The sequence below is a fragment of the Peribacillus sp. TH27 genome, assembly GCF_016650915.1.
Lineage (GTDB): Bacteria > Bacillota > Bacilli > Bacillales > DSM-1321 > Peribacillus > Peribacillus butanolivorans.
The window spans coordinates 4,986,783-5,001,447 of the sequence record NZ_JAEKEV010000002.1 but is presented as its reverse complement, the minus strand read 5'-3'; the positions used below and the strand labels follow the sequence as shown (position 1 = coordinate 5,001,447).

Sequence of the window (14,665 nt, the reverse complement as noted above, 5' to 3'; positions counted from 1 at the left end):
ATTTCGGCGGCTTATTTTTACCTATTTTATCACGTATCTTATCTAAAAAATTCATCTTTATCTTTACATATTTTTGCACAATGAGTATACCATAAAACCTCATTTGATAACAAATTTAGCCACACTCAATGGTCACGGGTCGCAATTAAATTGGTTAGTTCGTTTAATAAACTTGTTTGTAAATTTGTTTTTCCTAAAGCGTTATGGGCAAGTTTAATATGATAATCCAACTTCTCCTTTGCCCCATCAAGCGTAAGTAAAGAAGGATATGTGCTTTTATGATTGCCTTCATCACTGCCAACTGGCTTGCCAATTAACTCTACTGATCCTTCAATATCCAGAATATCATCCCGAATTTGAAAAGCAAGTCCCAGATGGTATGCAAAATCACGTAAATGCTGGTGCTGTTCGTTATTTGCTCCAGCTAATATGGCACCTGAAATGATACTTGCAGTCAATAGCTTCCCCGTTTTATGTTCATGAATATATTCCAATTCTTTAAGGGTCAACTGTTTACTTTCACCTTCCATATCGGCGACTTGACCTCCAACCATCCCTTCAGCGCCAGCAGATTTAGCAATTTCACTTACTAAGTTCAACTTCATTTCCGCAGTCACCTCAGGATCAATCATATCCGTCACCAATTGAAAACTGTATGTTAGCAAGGCATCCCCTGCCAGGACAGCTACCGCTTCACCAAAGACTTTATGATTCGTAGGTTTTCCACGTCGTAGATCATCGTCATCCATCGCTGGAAGGTCATCATGAATCAAGGAATATGTATGAATCATTTCAATGGCCGCCGCTGCTGGGATTCCTGTCTTTAAATTTTTTCCGAAGGCCTCTAAAACCGCAAAAACCAATAAAGGACGAATCCGTTTACCTCCTGCTTCCAATGAATAAGTCATCGCTTCCTTGACAACAGCTGGAGCTTCAAGCTTATTTACATATTCAACGATTTCTCTCTCTATTACAGCTTTATATTCTTTTGAAAACGTTTCAAAGGACGCCGTACTCATATTATTCTTCCTCCTGTACAGCGAAGGTTTCAAGTTCCCCATCTTCGCGTAAAATTTGAGTCAATTGTTCTTCAACAGTCTTCAACTTCGAATGACAAAGTCGGGATAAATCCATCCCTTGTTTATATATGGAAATCGCTTTTTCGAGAGGCACGTCCCCTTCTTCCAACTGCTCTACAATTTTTTCGAGATTCTCCATTGCTTCTTCAAATGTAACTTCTTGTTTCTTTGTCATGGTTCAATTCGCTCCTTTATTTCTTTAATTTCACATTCTAGGGTTCCATCTTTTATTGAAACAGCTATCTTATCCCCTTTGGATACTTGCTGTGTACTTTTTATTAATGTTTCATCCTCAGCAAAAACCAGCCCATAGCCCCGTTCCATAATCTTTAATGGACTGAGGGCAGACAAAGTTGCAGTGATATGAACAAACTGCTGTGACTTTTGACGATAAATGGCTTCCATGGCCCGACGTAATGCTTTTTCTTGCTGATGCAAATCATCTTTTGAATTTTTCACAGCTTGTTCAGGATGTTGCTTTTTCAGAATATCGGTCACCTGATTTAGCTCATCCCTTTTTTTCATGAAATACCGGGTACTTGTCTTCCCTAACCTGTCCAAAGTCTTGTCAAGCTGTTCGAGTTTCTGCTCATACATTTTGTGTGGATAGCGAAAGGCATAAGATCTTTCCATCCTAGTCAAGCGGGTACGTTCGAAATTCACCGTTTCCTGGATGGAACGCGTCAAACGATTCTTACGGTTCATCAGCCGTTCAAGTATTTCATTCAGATGAGGAACCGCAAGCTCCGCTGCCCCTGTAGGAGTCGGTGCCCGCATATCTGCTACAAAATCCGCAATTGTAAAATCTGTTTCGTGTCCAACAGCTGAAATAATTGGAATATCCGAATCATAAATGGATTCAGCTACTATCTCCTCATTAAAGGCCCAGAGCTCCTCAATGGAACCGCCGCCCCTTCCGACAATCAATACATCGCTTTCAGCCCTCGAGTTAGCCATCGTGATCGCCTGGGCAATCGATTTAGCGGCATTATTCCCTTGAACAAGAGCTGGATAAACGATAATTTTAGCAATTGGATAACGGCGCTTAATGGTTGTTAAAATATCCCTCAGTGCAGCACCTGTTGGAGATGTTATGACCCCTACAGATTTAGGGTATAGTGGAATCGTCTTCTTATGTTCTGCTAAAAACAAGCCTGCTGCTTCTAGCTTTTTCTTTAACTGTTCATATGCAAGATACAGGTCTCCAACACCATCAGGAGCCATGCTTTTCACATATAGCTGATACTGTCCACTCGCTTCATATAATGAAATATCGCCCTTCACAAGTACCTTCATCCCATTTTCGGGAAGGAATTTCATCCCTTTGTTATTTGCAGCAAACATAACGGAAAGCAAGCGAGCCTTCTCGTCTTTCAAAGTAAAGTACATATGGCCACTTGTATGTTGTTTGAAATTGGAAATTTCACCTTTTATGTATACATTTTGCAAATGAGGATCGGCATCAAACTTCCTTTTAATGTACTTCGTTAAAGCCGATACACTCAAATATTGTTGGTTGCTCATATAATGTCTCCTTCCGACAAGAATCGGATATAAGAAAGCTCACCTATAGGTTACACTTAAAACTTTCGTAAATCTATAAATAGAAAAAAAGCGGTCTCTCGTTATTATAAAACAAGAGGTCCGCTTCTTTAAAATAATTTAGCGATTTTTTTAACTTTTTAGTGCTTGTTTGTTCAAGTTAAGTGTTTTTTGAGCAGATTTGACTGTATTCTTCATTAGCATTGTGATCGTCATGGGACCAACCCCTTTAGGAACAGGAGTAATGTATGAAGCTTTATTTTTCACTTCTTCAAACGCCACATCGCCGCAAAGCTTCCCTTCATCATTCCTGTTCATTCCGACATCAATGACGACTGCACCTTCTTTAATATGGTCACTAGTAATTGTGTCTCTTTTTCCGACAGCTGCAACAACCACATCAGCCTGCTTCGTATAATAAGCAAGATCCTTTGTTTTTGAATGACAGTAGGTAACTGTTGCATCCGCATTTAAAAACAGTTGTCCGGCCGGTTTGCCAACGATATTACTTCTCCCTACTATGACCACATGCTTACCTTCAAGTTCATAGCCAATATGCTCAAGCATTACCATTACCCCGTAAGGAGTACATGGTAAAAATGCATCCTGCCCTGTCATCATTCGCCCAATATTAATCGGGTGGAATCCATCAACATCCTTTTCAGGGGAAATCGCTTCAATGATCGCTTTTTCCTGAATATGTCCAGGCAATGGTAGCTGCACCAAAATACCATGAATGCTATCATCCTGGTTTAATTCATCAATGTTCTGAATTAATTCCTCCTGAGTTAAATCTGCAGGCTTTTTAATCAATACAGAATGCATTCCTAAGTCCTCACAGGCTTTTTGCTTATTGCGCACATAGGTTTGTGAAGCTTGATTGTCACCGACTAAAATAACTGCCAAACCTGGTACGATATTTTTTTCACTTAATTGTTGAACTTCCTTACTGATTTCCTGTCTAACTGCCTCTGCAATTTCTTTACCATTAATGATTTGAGCTGACATGTGTAATATTTCCTCCCAAGTTAATTTTGCTAAAGAAATTGCTGAGATTACCCTTTTTTAAAGGGCAGCTGCTTTAACCGATTTTCACCTTAACCTTGGATAAAACAGCATTCACAAAGCTGCTCGATTGATCATCACCGAATTTCTTAGCAATTTCAATAGCTTCATTCATAGCAACACTTACAGGAACATCTTCACTGTGAACCATTTCATAAACCGCGATACGCAGTAAATTCCGATCAATGTTCGCTAATCTTTCCAACGTCCAGTTCTCTAAATTGTCCCTGATCATTCCATCAAGTTGTTCACGATTTTCCGTAATCCCAGTAACTAATTTTTTGAAATATTCATCAGTAGGAGCGCCATTCAGAACGCTTTCCATTGCTTCTTCTGCATCTGACTTGGCGATATCTATCTGATATAGTGCTTGAAGGGATTTTTCACGGGCTACTCTTCTTTTCATAATCTTACTCCTTTAACATCTACTATTATATATGAAAATGCTAGAACAAACGAACATTAAATAACTTTTTTCGAAAATATTAAGATTTTTGCTGTATTTTTTCAAGGTTTAGCTAAATTTCACTAATATTAAGGTCGAAATACCCTCACTCACCTATTATTCATAACATTTTTTCCAAGGTGCTTTTAAGTTAAATTGAAAACCTTATATATGTTTAATTCACAACAGAGATGTATACATTTCGAAAGTGTCAAAAAGCTCTTGCCTAGCTTTCATGCTCATATTTCATCTTTTACACTCTAACAGAAATCACCCTTGAATTAAAGGGAAACTTCCAGACACCGCCTTATTATGTTCATTTAACGTAATATTATAAGCAGGCTTTTTATACGAAAGTAATCGATGGGGTAAAAATAAAAAAACAAAAACCCGGCCTATTGCCGGGTTTTTGCAGGTGTAAGTTGAATGATGCTAATTACACTTCTTGTTCGTAATCCGCTTCCTGTTTTGCGTTCTCAAATGCTATACCGACAACATGAATGTTCACTTCGCCCGCGTCGATAGCGGTCATATTTAATAAAGCTTCACGAATGTTGTCTTGTACTTCCTGCGCAACTTTCGGAATAGAAACACCAAATTTCATGACACAATAAAGCTCGACTTTAATTGTTTCTCCAGTTAAGTCTACTTTAACACCTTTACCGTGGTTCTTTTTGCCAAGCTTTTCAACTACGCCAGTAGCAAAATTCCCGCGCATATGTGCGACACCTTCAACTTCCGATGCAGCTATGCCCGCGATTACCTCTATCACCTCAGGCGCAATCTCCACTCTGCCTAGTCCACTATTGTAATCATTCATTTCGAGTAATTGGCCTTCCATTTCACTCATTCAAAGCACCTCCTGTCTTCCTTTACATTATGAGTTCATTACGTCATATATTTCAAGGAATTTGGTATTAAATTCTCCAGAAACAAATTGGTCATGCTGAAGTAACTTAATATGGAAAGGAATTGTAGTATTGATTCCCTCAATGACAAACTCACCTAGAGCACGTTTCATTTTCTCAATTGCCTCTTCCCTTGTCGGTGCATGGACAATTAATTTAGCAATCATAGAATCGTAATATGGCGGTATCGTATACCCAGGATATGCTGCAGAATCAACACGTACTCCGTAGCCACCTGGCGGTAAATACATTTGAATTTTACCGGCAGAAGGCATAAAGTTTTTCTCTGGATTTTCGGCATTGATCCGGCATTCGATTGACCAACCGTTAAATGTAACATCTTCTTGCGAAAGAGAAAGTTTGTCACCTGAAGCAACTTTGATTTGTTCTTTAATCAAATCTACACCTGTGACCATTTCTGTAACTGGATGCTCAACCTGGATACGTGTATTCATTTCCATAAAATAGTATCTTCTATTCACATAGTCATAAATAAATTCAACTGTACCAGCACCAGAGTAGTTAACAGCAAGGGCAGCCGTTACTGCAGCCTGCCCCATTTCCGCACGCATTTCACCGTCAAGTGCAGGAGAAGGAGTTTCTTCAACCAGTTTTTGCAAACGTCGTTGTACCGAACAATCACGCTCTCCTAAATGGATTGCATTCCCATGATTATCAGCCATGACTTGGATTTCAACGTGACGGAAGTCTTCGATGAATTTTTCAATATACACGCCTGGATTTCCAAAAGCTGTAGCAGCTTCTTGTTGCGTAATGCTAATGCCTTTAATAAGATCTTCTTCCGTTCTAGCGACCCGGATACCTTTACCTCCGCCACCGGCTGTAGCTTTAATGATGACAGGGTAGCCCATTTCATTAGCAAGGGCTACACCCTCATCTGTATCTTTAATAATTCCTTTAGAACCAGGAACAATCGGTACACCAGCTTTGCGCATGGTTTCCCTTGCTACGTCCTTTGTCCCCATTTTATTTATTGCTTCGGGACTAGGACCGATGAATATGATATTACATTCACGGCAAAGCTCTGCAAAGTCAGCATTTTCGGCAAGGAATCCATAACCAGGGTGAATAGCATCCGATCCTGTTTTCTTGGCTGTACTGATAATGTTCGTTGTATTTAAATAACTGTCTTTTGATAATTTAGGACCGATGCAATAAGCTTCGTCGGCAATTTGAACATGTAATGCTTCTTTGTCGGCTTCTGAATAGACCGCTACAGTTTCAATACCTAATTCCTTGCATGCCCGGATAATTCGGACTGCAATTTCCCCACGATTGGCAATTAATACCTTTTTGATCATTTAGAAACAGCTCCTCATTCCGGCTTTACTAAAAATAATGGTTGACCATATTCTACAAGTTGGCCTTCTTTTACAAGAACCTCTACAATTTCACCGTCTACTTCGGCCTCAATTTCATTGAAAAGTTTCATAGCTTCTACGATACAAACAATAGAATCTGCTGTAACTTTATCCCCTGCTTTCACGTATGCAGCAGCATCCGGAGATGGAGATTGGTAGAAAGTTCCAACCATTGGAGAAGTGATTTTATGTAAATTTTCTTGCTCAGTGACAGCAACAGTTGGCTTAGCTGGTTCAACAGCTTTTGGCGCTGCAGGGGCAGGCGCTGCTACAGGCTTAACTTCAACAGCTGCATTAGCTTGAACAACTTCTGGAGCAGCCGCTGGGTGTCCTACTAATTCTGTTTCAGGTTTCTTTAGTTTAATTTTTGTTCCTTCATTTTCATAAACGAATTCACTGATGTTAGATTGATCGACTAGCTTAATAATTTCACGAATTTCTTGCACTTTCATTTGTGGCACCCCTTGTCTAATTTGATATTAATTTTTTGAGGCAATATTTTATGTACCTTTTAACTTAGCTTGTCCATACCTTGTCCAATTCTTCACAATGAAGTCGCTTTCTAAACCAGAAAGCGATTGACTGAATAAATACCTCGTCTGTATTATAACAGAAATTTCACTTTCTTAAAATATTGTTATCTTTAGAGGACTGAAAAGTTTATGACCAGCTTCTAACATCATACAATATTAGCTTATAAAAATTCAATGATAGATTAGTTGCAACTCGATATCTATACTCCTATATTACACCTTTATTATAAGATTGTGAATATTTTTTGATTTAAAAATTGTAAGCGTTTTCTAGCTTGTTTTACCAAATTACCTAGGAAAATCAGCTAAAAATTTACATTAATTACTTTTCTAGAATATTACGAAAGGTTCAATATCACTATTTCTATTCGAATTACTGGAATCAATTTACACCAAAAAACCTTTTCCCCCAAAGTTTCCCAGATGTTTTATACTGATAAAAAACCAAAAAAAAAGTCCTTTTTTTCTAAAAAAGAGGACCCTTCTAATTTTTTTTATTTATAAACTGTTGTGTATCAGCTCTTTTTATAGAATATATGATTACTTTTCTGGTTGGAAATCCACAACTACATTTTGAGCATCATCCACTTCTTTACGTACGAGGCGAATAATGTTATTAGCCTCTGTTTTTGTTTGTTTATCAGCTTTGACACTCACTTTTACATCCGTTCCATCGACTCGTACGAGTGCGGCATTATAATCCATGGCCACAATTAGGTTTTCGATGATATTTTCCTTTACTTTTGTCTCGCTTAATTGTTCGATTTTCGCATATGCATCTTCTCTTTCCTCAGCTGATAGTTCTGTATTGCCCATCTTCACAGTCAATTCTTCATTCAACTTTGCCCGTTCATCTTCAATCTGCATCCTTAATGATTCGAACTCGTCGCCTGATGCTATGGTTACAGAAGAACCAGCAGCATTCTTAGAAGAGGTCTCTTTACCACTCTTAGTTTCTCCCTTACTTTCTGTTTTACTTTCTGTTTTGCTTTCCGTTTTACTCTCTGTTTTACTTTCTGTCTGTTCAGTGGCTGTCATATCAGCAGCATTTTCTTCAGGAGCGGTTAAATAATAGACAGACAGTACCACTACCAGACTTAGCATAGTCAATAACCAAACGGTTTGTTTTTTTAATAACATGTAGATTTTCCCCCTTATTTTTTAGGCATAACAGATACCCGGTGACTTGGTACATCAAGTGAGCGAGTGACAGCTTCGATAATCCACTTCTTTATTTGAATATTTTCGGCCCCTTTAGCGACCACTAGGACCCCTCGTACACTAGGTTTTTTTGTTTCTGAAATGATTGGTCCTTCTTTTTCACCGCTTTTGATCAAGACTAGCTGCTCATCAACAGATGTGTCTTCAACCGTTCTTTTACCGCCTTCCTGATCAGTTTCTTCAGTTACTTGTTTTTGAGTGACTTTATTTCTTTCATAAACTTTTTTCTCGGATGCATCCACGTAGATTACGACTTTTACATCATCGACACCCGCGATGGATTCAAGCGCTTCCTTCATTTCATTCTGAAGATATATTTCATAATCTTTTGTCGTCTTGAATTCGGATTTATTCTTCTGGCCGAATGTTTCTACATCTCCATCATCATCCTGTTTATTATTGAATACCGTCTTTACTTCGGATGTTTGTCCAGTCTGGTTGGTGGTTAACAAATTCCCGGCCATCATAATTCCTGCTCCCAAAAGGACAACTATTAGAGCATAGACATACAGGGAAGGTTTTTTTTCTTTAGGCTCTTTTTGGTCAGGGTCTTTATTTACAAGTTTTTGCAGCCAGGATAATGGACCTTTGTCTTTGTTCAATACTCAGTCACTTCCTTTCCCCGGCGATTTCAATGATCTCTTTATCGACAGACCAACTTGTTGCCAGAAACCTTTTGACAGCATCCAGATTGGCATCATTGGATGAAGACGGTCTCTCTGCATTAATATCAACCTTCGCTACTGCCTCTATCTCCGAGTCTTCTTTCCCTTCTGCCTTTTCCAATGATATGGTTATGTTTTGCAAGTCATTAATGCTTGGTTCTTCCTCATTCTTGACTCCTACATCAATTGAACTAATCTTCATGTTATAATCCACCATCAGCTCCTCTTCTACTTCTGCCTGTAACTCAACAGCCATTTGTTTTAAAATATATGCACCCTGGGTAGCTTGTATTTCTTTTTTCTTCATTTCTGTCAAATTTCCTAAATCTTTTTTTTTCTGATCTTCAAATTCACTTGTAGCCGCTGACAGAATTTCGTCGAAATCCTTATTGAATAATCCCAATATAGGAGTGATGATAATCGCAATCAGTAAAAGTCCGATTACCATTTTGGCATATTTCTGTAAAGCTGAATTGGGAAGGAGCATATCGATTACAGTAGCCAGCAATACAAATACGATAATATTGGATACCCAGCCAGCTAAAAAACTCACCAAGCCCTCCTCCTTTCTAACGAACCATCAGTGTAATGTTTCCAGAGGCTATAATTACTGTGATACTTAAAAAGAACATGAGTGAGACAATGGCCAATGCTGCAAAAATATAAATCATGCTTTTACTTATAATGTCGAGACATTTTATTACAGGCCCTCCACCAAGCGGCTGCAAAAGACTCGCCGCTAGTTTATAGACAAAGGAGATCATTAAGATTTTTATAGCTGGGAATGTAGTTATAAGCAGGAGGATAATGACACCTGACAAACCCACTGTATTTTTCAGAAGAACGGAGGCACTAATGACCGTATCGGTTGCATCAGTAAACATGCGCCCTATTACCGGTATAAAGTTGCCTGTCACAAATTTCGCCGTCCTGATTGTCACTCCATCTGCAACAGCAGAGGATGCTCCTTGAACGGATATAACACCAAGAAAAATGGTCATAAAAGCACCCAGAATCCCGATAGCAAAGTTGCGGAGCAATTGGGCCAGCTGAGTCACTTTATAATGTTCGGTCAGCGTGCTGACTATGCTTAAAATCGCTGCGAAGAATAATAATGGTAGGACGATATATTGTATCAAGATGCCACTGGTATTCATTAAAAACATTAAGACAGGATGAAAGAACGCTGCAGATACAAGTCCTCCAGAAGCTGCTATTAAAGCTAATAGCAAAGGGATGAGCGCCATTAAAAAAGAAATCATCAAATCTATCGTATCTTTTGTATATTCAATCGCCACATGAAAGCTGTTCAACGCTAAAATGATTAATACCATATAAACGATTGCATAAGCGACCTTACTCACCGAGCTTTGCTCGAACGCATTCTGCAGAGTTTGCAGGAACATGCTGAACACGGTCAATAAAATGAGTGATCCTAGGAGCTTCCCGTTCACGAGCAGTTCATGAAAAACGAACTTTATAATCCCTTTTATCCATTGATCAAATGAAAATTTCTTATCTCCGCTTACAAAATCCATGAAACTTCCTTTCTGACTTTCAGGTAAAAACCCTCCATACTCCGTGACAATGTCATCCCAATATTTCTTGAGCTCATCAACACCGAGTCTCTCTATTTGAGCTTGTACCAATTCAGACTGCATAATTGGCTCTTGATCAGCTTCTCCACTTTCACCATTTTCGGCAGCTTGTCCAACAGATGTATGCAAAAAAAAGAGTAAAACGAATAGAATGGATAAGTAAGGCATCCGCTGCTTCATACTTTCACCTCATTGACTAGTAGGAATAGCCCATTAACTTGGAAGCATCTGTATAATCGTTTCAATAATGACGGTTAAAATCGGAATTGCCATCGCCAGAATCAAGATTTTCCCGCTCAATTCTATTTTGGAAGCCAGTGATCCCTGCCCTGCATCTTTTGTAATTTGGGAGGCAAATTCAGCGATATAGGCGATTCCGATTATTTTCAAGATAGTCTCCAAATAAACGGTATTTACATTTGCATTTACCGCAATTTTTTCTAACATTAAAATGATTTCGTATATTTTATCTGCTAAAAAAAGAAAAATGGAGCAACCTACAAAAACGACAAGCAGGAAAGCGAAATTAGGTTTTTGCTCCTTGACGATTAGGGCCAAAAAAGTGGCAACTAGGGCAATGCCCACGATTTTTATGATTTCAATCGCGAATCCCCCCTTACTGAAATAGGAATACTGATTTAATTTTTTGGAATAAATCCTCTACAACAGAAGCTACCATGAATAAAATATAAATAAATCCAAAAAGCGTTACCCACTGGGCATATTCTTTCTTTCCAACCTGATCGAGTATCGTGTGAAGAAATGCCACTACCAGCCCAACACCAGCTATTTTAAATATGATGTCCACATCAATGCCCATTTTCATTCCCCCCACTTATTCCTACATCAGCAAAATGATTAGTAATAATCCCGATAAAAAACCAAGGCTTTTCATCATCTTTTCATATTTCCCCTGCCGGTCTAGTGCATCGCTCTCTTCCCGTTCCAAGTGTGCCATCGTTAGCATAATTTGTTTTTGCTGATGATATTTATCACTTTTTCCTAGGGTCTCACCAAACTGTGAAAGAATTTCGAACTCTCCCTGCTTTAAGGCAAGGGACTGCCATATTTTCTTCAAACTTTCATCCCATGCATCTTTTACAGTGGTTTCACCTGATTCAAGTCGATTCGCAAATGTATCAAAAAATAAGGATAAAGGTTTGGGCATCTGCTTGGAAAGTTTCTGGGCCGCTTCTTTCAACGGTGTATGACCATACATTATTTCAGCCTCCAGAGATTGCATGGCGACTTTTAGCTGCCTCAGTTGGCGAGGACGCATACTTAATTTTTTTGCAGCTTCAAAGCCTGCCCATGTTGTGGCTAAGATTATAATTGCCGCTCCTATTAACTTAAACATGTGGATTCACACTTTCACCCAAATATAAAGGGAGGCCCGCTGAGTCGAGAACATTGTAGCTCCGCTTACCAGATTTACTTCTTTGCAATTCTATAAACCGTTCAAAAATGTTTTGCCTTAAGATTTCGGCGAAAAAGGGTCGTTTTTTAATTTCATCCAAAGTATGACCATGTGTAGTTATCACGAGTTTAATACCGGCGTTTACGGCCTCTAGTACTGCTTGTGTATCCTCTGCGCGACCAATTTCATCTACGACTAACACATCCGGAGACATAGAACGGATCATCATCATCATTCCTTCCGCTTTAGGACATCCATCGAGCACATCCACCCTTGTTCCAAATTCGAGCTGTGGTACTCCATGAACACTTCCCGCAATTTCTGATCGCTCGTCCACAATTCCCACCTTTTGAGGGGCAATACCTCTTTTTTCATTTCCACTAGATATCATCCTTGCAATATCACGTAATATCGTCGTTTTTCCTGTTTGTGGAGCACCGATTAACAAAGTATGCTGCCATTCGCCATTATATAAATAAGAAGTGAGCGGTTCCGCTGCACCTATTTTTTCGCGTGCTATCCGAATATTGAAGGAAGAAATATCCCTTATCGCTTTGACCGCCCCATTTTCAAGAATTACCTTTCCTGCAAGACCAACCCGATGTCCACCTGCTATAGTTATATATCCTCGCTTTAATTCTTCCTCAAGCGTATATAACGAAAATTGACCTATTTGATTCAGTAATTGTTCGGCATCCGAATGGGTCACTTTATATGAAAAGAAGAAAGGGTCCCCCCCTACAATGACCTCTAGAGGCCTTCCAATCCGAATTCTCAACTCTTCCATTTTTTCAATCATCATCGGTGTCATACCCCGGAGCTGCTCGTATAATTTTTTCGGTAAAAAAGAAAGAATCGTTTCCATTTTGACAATCCTCCTGTATACACCACTTTCAATAAAATATATGCCGATCATCCTGTAATAATGACAAGCTAATAAAGAAACTGACCTTTTAGTAATCCTTTTGAGAACTTCTTAGCTACTTCAATCCCTAGCTATAGAAAAAGTCATACATAAAAAGGAATGAAAAAAGACAAAAAAAAAGCCCGAGATATAATCTCGGACTCAGACTGTAGACAAACTCGATGAAAATCGAGTTTGTCTACAGTTTTTTTGAGGGGTTGTAAAAATTCGACGTTGATTTCCACTCCAGGCACTCGCTTTCCGCGGGCGGTCAGGGAGCCTCCTCGGCGCCTTTGCGCCTGTGGGGTCTCCCTTGGACACGCATTTCCCGCAGGAGTCTTGCACCTTCCGTTCCAATCAACTTTGTTTTAACAATTAGATATAACCACTTTTGCCTACAGTCCTTTTTGTTTTAATATAGAAGTATTAAAACTTGAGGTGATGACGATGCTTTCGAAACATAATTCTATTCAGCGAGATCAACTTGAAATGATTACTTTGGATCAACTGGTGCCAGCGAACCATTTGGTTCGTAAAATTGAGGGAGCCATTGACTTCACTTTCATTTATGACTTGGTGAAAGATATTTATTCAGAGATAGGGCGCCCAAGTATTGATCCAGTTATTTTAGTTAAATTGACATTCATTCAATATACCTTCGGTATTCGTTCGATGCGTAAAACGATTGAAGAAGTTGAAACGAATATGGCTTACCGTTGGTTTTTAGGTTACGGTTTCCAAGATAAAGTACCTCACTTCTCAACGTTCGGGAAAAATTATGAGCGTCGCTTTAAAGATACAGACCTGTTTGAACGGATTTTTTATCGTATCTTAATGACAGCTTCAGAAAGAAAGTTAATAAGTGCAGAGCACGTATTCGTTGATTCAACACATGTGAAAGCCAGTGCGAATAAGCGAAAATTCGAAAAGAAAATCGTTCGTAAGGAAACACGAGCATATCAAGGACGCCTTCAAGAAGAAATAAATCAAGATCGTGAAAACAATGGAAAGAAGCCTTTTCCACCGGATAAATTTGATAAAGAAGAAACCAAAGAAATTAAAGAAAGTACAACTGACCCTGAGAGTGGCTACTATGTAAAAGATGAACGAACAAAACAGTTTGCCTATTCATTTCATGCGGCTGCGGACCGCAACGGTTTTGTGCTGGGGACGATTGTAACACCGGGAAATACGCATGATAGTCATATCTTAGAGCCTCTTGTTGAACAAGTGATTGAGAAAGTTGGAAAACCTGAAGCTGTTGCCGCAGATGCAGCTTACAAAACACCAGCCATTACAAGCTACCTTTTTGGGAAAGAAATCACACCAGCTTTACCCTATACACGTCCACGAACAAAAGAAGGGTTCTTTCGCAAGCATGACTATGTTTACGATGAACATTTTGATTGTTATCTCTGCCCATCGGGCGAGATTTTAAAGTACTCAACAACAAATAAAGAGGGCTATCGCGAGTACAAATCACCCAAACACACTTGTGCGACATGCTCATTTTTATCAAAGTGTACAGTAAGCAAAGACCATCAAAAAGTGGTGACACGCCATATCTGGCAAAATTATATGGAAGAAGCAGATCATCTGCGTCATCACAAGGATGTAAAACCTATATATGCGAAACGTAAAGAAACAATAGAGCGTGTATTCGCAGATGCAAAAGAAAAGCATGGTATGCGTTGGACTACTTTAAGGGGACTTAAAAAATTGTCGATGCAGGCGATGCTTACTTTCGCTGCCATGAATTTAAAGAAGATAGCCAATTGGACATGGCAAGGTCCAAGAATGGCTTAATAAAGTGGGCTCGTAGAGGCCCAATCTCTTAATCTTGAGCAAAATTCAAAGGGAATTTCAAAAGGGGTCCGGAATTAAAACATTCCGAACCCCTTTTGTC

At 39.1% G+C, this 14,665-nt stretch carries 17 protein-coding genes; 1 reads left to right on the top strand and 16 read right to left on the bottom strand.

What is annotated here, in order from left to right; genetic code table 11:
• Positions 1 to 125: 125 nt before the first annotated feature.
• The 16 genes from JFU24_RS25520 to spoIIIAA form a co-directional block, all read right to left on the bottom strand.
• Positions 126 to 1,019, bottom strand: coding sequence for a polyprenyl synthetase family protein (locus JFU24_RS25520; RefSeq protein WP_201185758.1), 894 nt, complete (start codon positions 1,017 to 1,019; stop codon positions 126 to 128).
• Position 1,020: 1 nt separating this feature from the next.
• A complete protein-coding gene (locus tag JFU24_RS25515; protein WP_053346909.1) occupies positions 1,021 to 1,254 on the bottom strand; it encodes an exodeoxyribonuclease VII small subunit in 234 nt (77 codons plus the stop codon).
• Complete coding sequence (gene xseA, locus JFU24_RS25510) at positions 1,251 to 2,603, bottom strand: exodeoxyribonuclease VII large subunit (RefSeq protein ID WP_190271226.1); 1,353 nt, start codon at positions 2,601 to 2,603, stop codon at positions 1,251 to 1,253. Before xseA ends, JFU24_RS25515 begins: the two co-directional genes overlap by 4 nt.
• 150 nt (positions 2,604 to 2,753) lie before the next feature.
• Positions 2,754 to 3,629, bottom strand: coding sequence for a bifunctional methylenetetrahydrofolate dehydrogenase/methenyltetrahydrofolate cyclohydrolase FolD (gene folD / locus JFU24_RS25505; RefSeq protein ID WP_201185760.1), 876 nt, complete (start codon positions 3,627 to 3,629; stop codon positions 2,754 to 2,756).
• A gap of 73 nt (positions 3,630 to 3,702) precedes the next feature.
• A complete protein-coding gene (gene nusB / locus JFU24_RS25500; RefSeq protein WP_053346912.1) occupies positions 3,703 to 4,092 on the bottom strand; it encodes a transcription antitermination factor NusB in 390 nt (129 codons plus the stop codon).
• 475 nt (positions 4,093 to 4,567) lie between these two features.
• On the bottom strand, positions 4,568 to 4,972 hold the full coding sequence (locus JFU24_RS25495) for an Asp23/Gls24 family envelope stress response protein (RefSeq protein ID WP_376106072.1): 405 nt from the start codon (positions 4,970 to 4,972) through the stop codon (positions 4,568 to 4,570).
• Positions 4,973 to 5,008: 36 nt separating this feature from the next.
• Positions 5,009 to 6,361: an acetyl-CoA carboxylase biotin carboxylase subunit gene (gene accC / locus JFU24_RS25490; protein ID WP_201185762.1), complete on the bottom strand. Its 1,353-nt coding sequence runs from the start codon at positions 6,359 to 6,361 to the stop codon at positions 5,009 to 5,011.
• A 14-nt stretch (positions 6,362 to 6,375) separates the two neighbouring features.
• Positions 6,376 to 6,873, bottom strand: a complete 498-nt coding sequence (gene accB / locus JFU24_RS25485) for an acetyl-CoA carboxylase biotin carboxyl carrier protein (protein WP_201250679.1) — start codon at positions 6,871 to 6,873, stop codon at positions 6,376 to 6,378.
• 621 nt (positions 6,874 to 7,494) lie between these two features.
• Positions 7,495 to 8,094, bottom strand: a complete 600-nt coding sequence (locus JFU24_RS25480; RefSeq protein WP_201185766.1) for a SpoIIIAH-like family protein — start codon at positions 8,092 to 8,094, stop codon at positions 7,495 to 7,497.
• A gap of 14 nt (positions 8,095 to 8,108) precedes the next feature.
• Complete coding sequence (gene spoIIIAG / locus JFU24_RS25475) at positions 8,109 to 8,777, bottom strand: stage III sporulation protein AG (protein WP_053346917.1); 669 nt, start codon at positions 8,775 to 8,777, stop codon at positions 8,109 to 8,111.
• A 7-nt stretch (positions 8,778 to 8,784) separates the two neighbouring features.
• The gene (spoIIIAF, locus tag JFU24_RS25470) at positions 8,785 to 9,393 is read right to left on the bottom strand and encodes a stage III sporulation protein AF (RefSeq protein WP_201185768.1); all 609 of its coding nucleotides are present in this window, start codon (positions 9,391 to 9,393) and stop codon (positions 8,785 to 8,787) included.
• 16 nt (positions 9,394 to 9,409) lie between these two features.
• Complete coding sequence (spoIIIAE, locus tag JFU24_RS25465; protein ID WP_201250678.1) at positions 9,410 to 10,618, bottom strand: stage III sporulation protein AE; 1,209 nt, start codon at positions 10,616 to 10,618, stop codon at positions 9,410 to 9,412.
• A gap of 33 nt (positions 10,619 to 10,651) precedes the next feature.
• Entirely contained in the window at positions 10,652 to 11,041 is a 390-nt protein-coding gene (gene spoIIIAD, locus JFU24_RS25460; protein WP_098176754.1) for a stage III sporulation protein AD, read from the bottom strand.
• A gap of 13 nt (positions 11,042 to 11,054) precedes the next feature.
• The gene (gene spoIIIAC, locus JFU24_RS25455) at positions 11,055 to 11,258 is read right to left on the bottom strand and encodes a stage III sporulation protein AC (protein WP_034308319.1); all 204 of its coding nucleotides are present in this window, start codon (positions 11,256 to 11,258) and stop codon (positions 11,055 to 11,057) included.
• Positions 11,259 to 11,279: 21 nt separating this feature from the next.
• Positions 11,280 to 11,795 carry a stage III sporulation protein SpoIIIAB gene (spoIIIAB, locus tag JFU24_RS25450; RefSeq protein ID WP_201223664.1) on the bottom strand — a complete coding sequence of 172 codons (516 nt, stop codon included), beginning with the start codon at positions 11,793 to 11,795 and terminating at the stop codon, positions 11,280 to 11,282.
• Positions 11,788 to 12,720: a stage III sporulation protein AA gene (gene spoIIIAA / locus JFU24_RS25445; RefSeq protein WP_201185774.1), complete on the bottom strand. Its 933-nt coding sequence runs from the start codon at positions 12,718 to 12,720 to the stop codon at positions 11,788 to 11,790. Before spoIIIAA ends, spoIIIAB begins: the two co-directional genes overlap by 8 nt.
• A gap of 486 nt (positions 12,721 to 13,206) precedes the next feature.
• Here spoIIIAA and JFU24_RS25440 point away from each other — a divergent pair, with 486 nt between their 5' ends.
• A complete protein-coding gene (locus tag JFU24_RS25440) occupies positions 13,207 to 14,565 on the top strand; it encodes an IS1182 family transposase (protein ID WP_201250677.1) in 1,359 nt (452 codons plus the stop codon).
• The last annotated feature ends 100 nt before the right edge of the window (positions 14,566 to 14,665 follow it).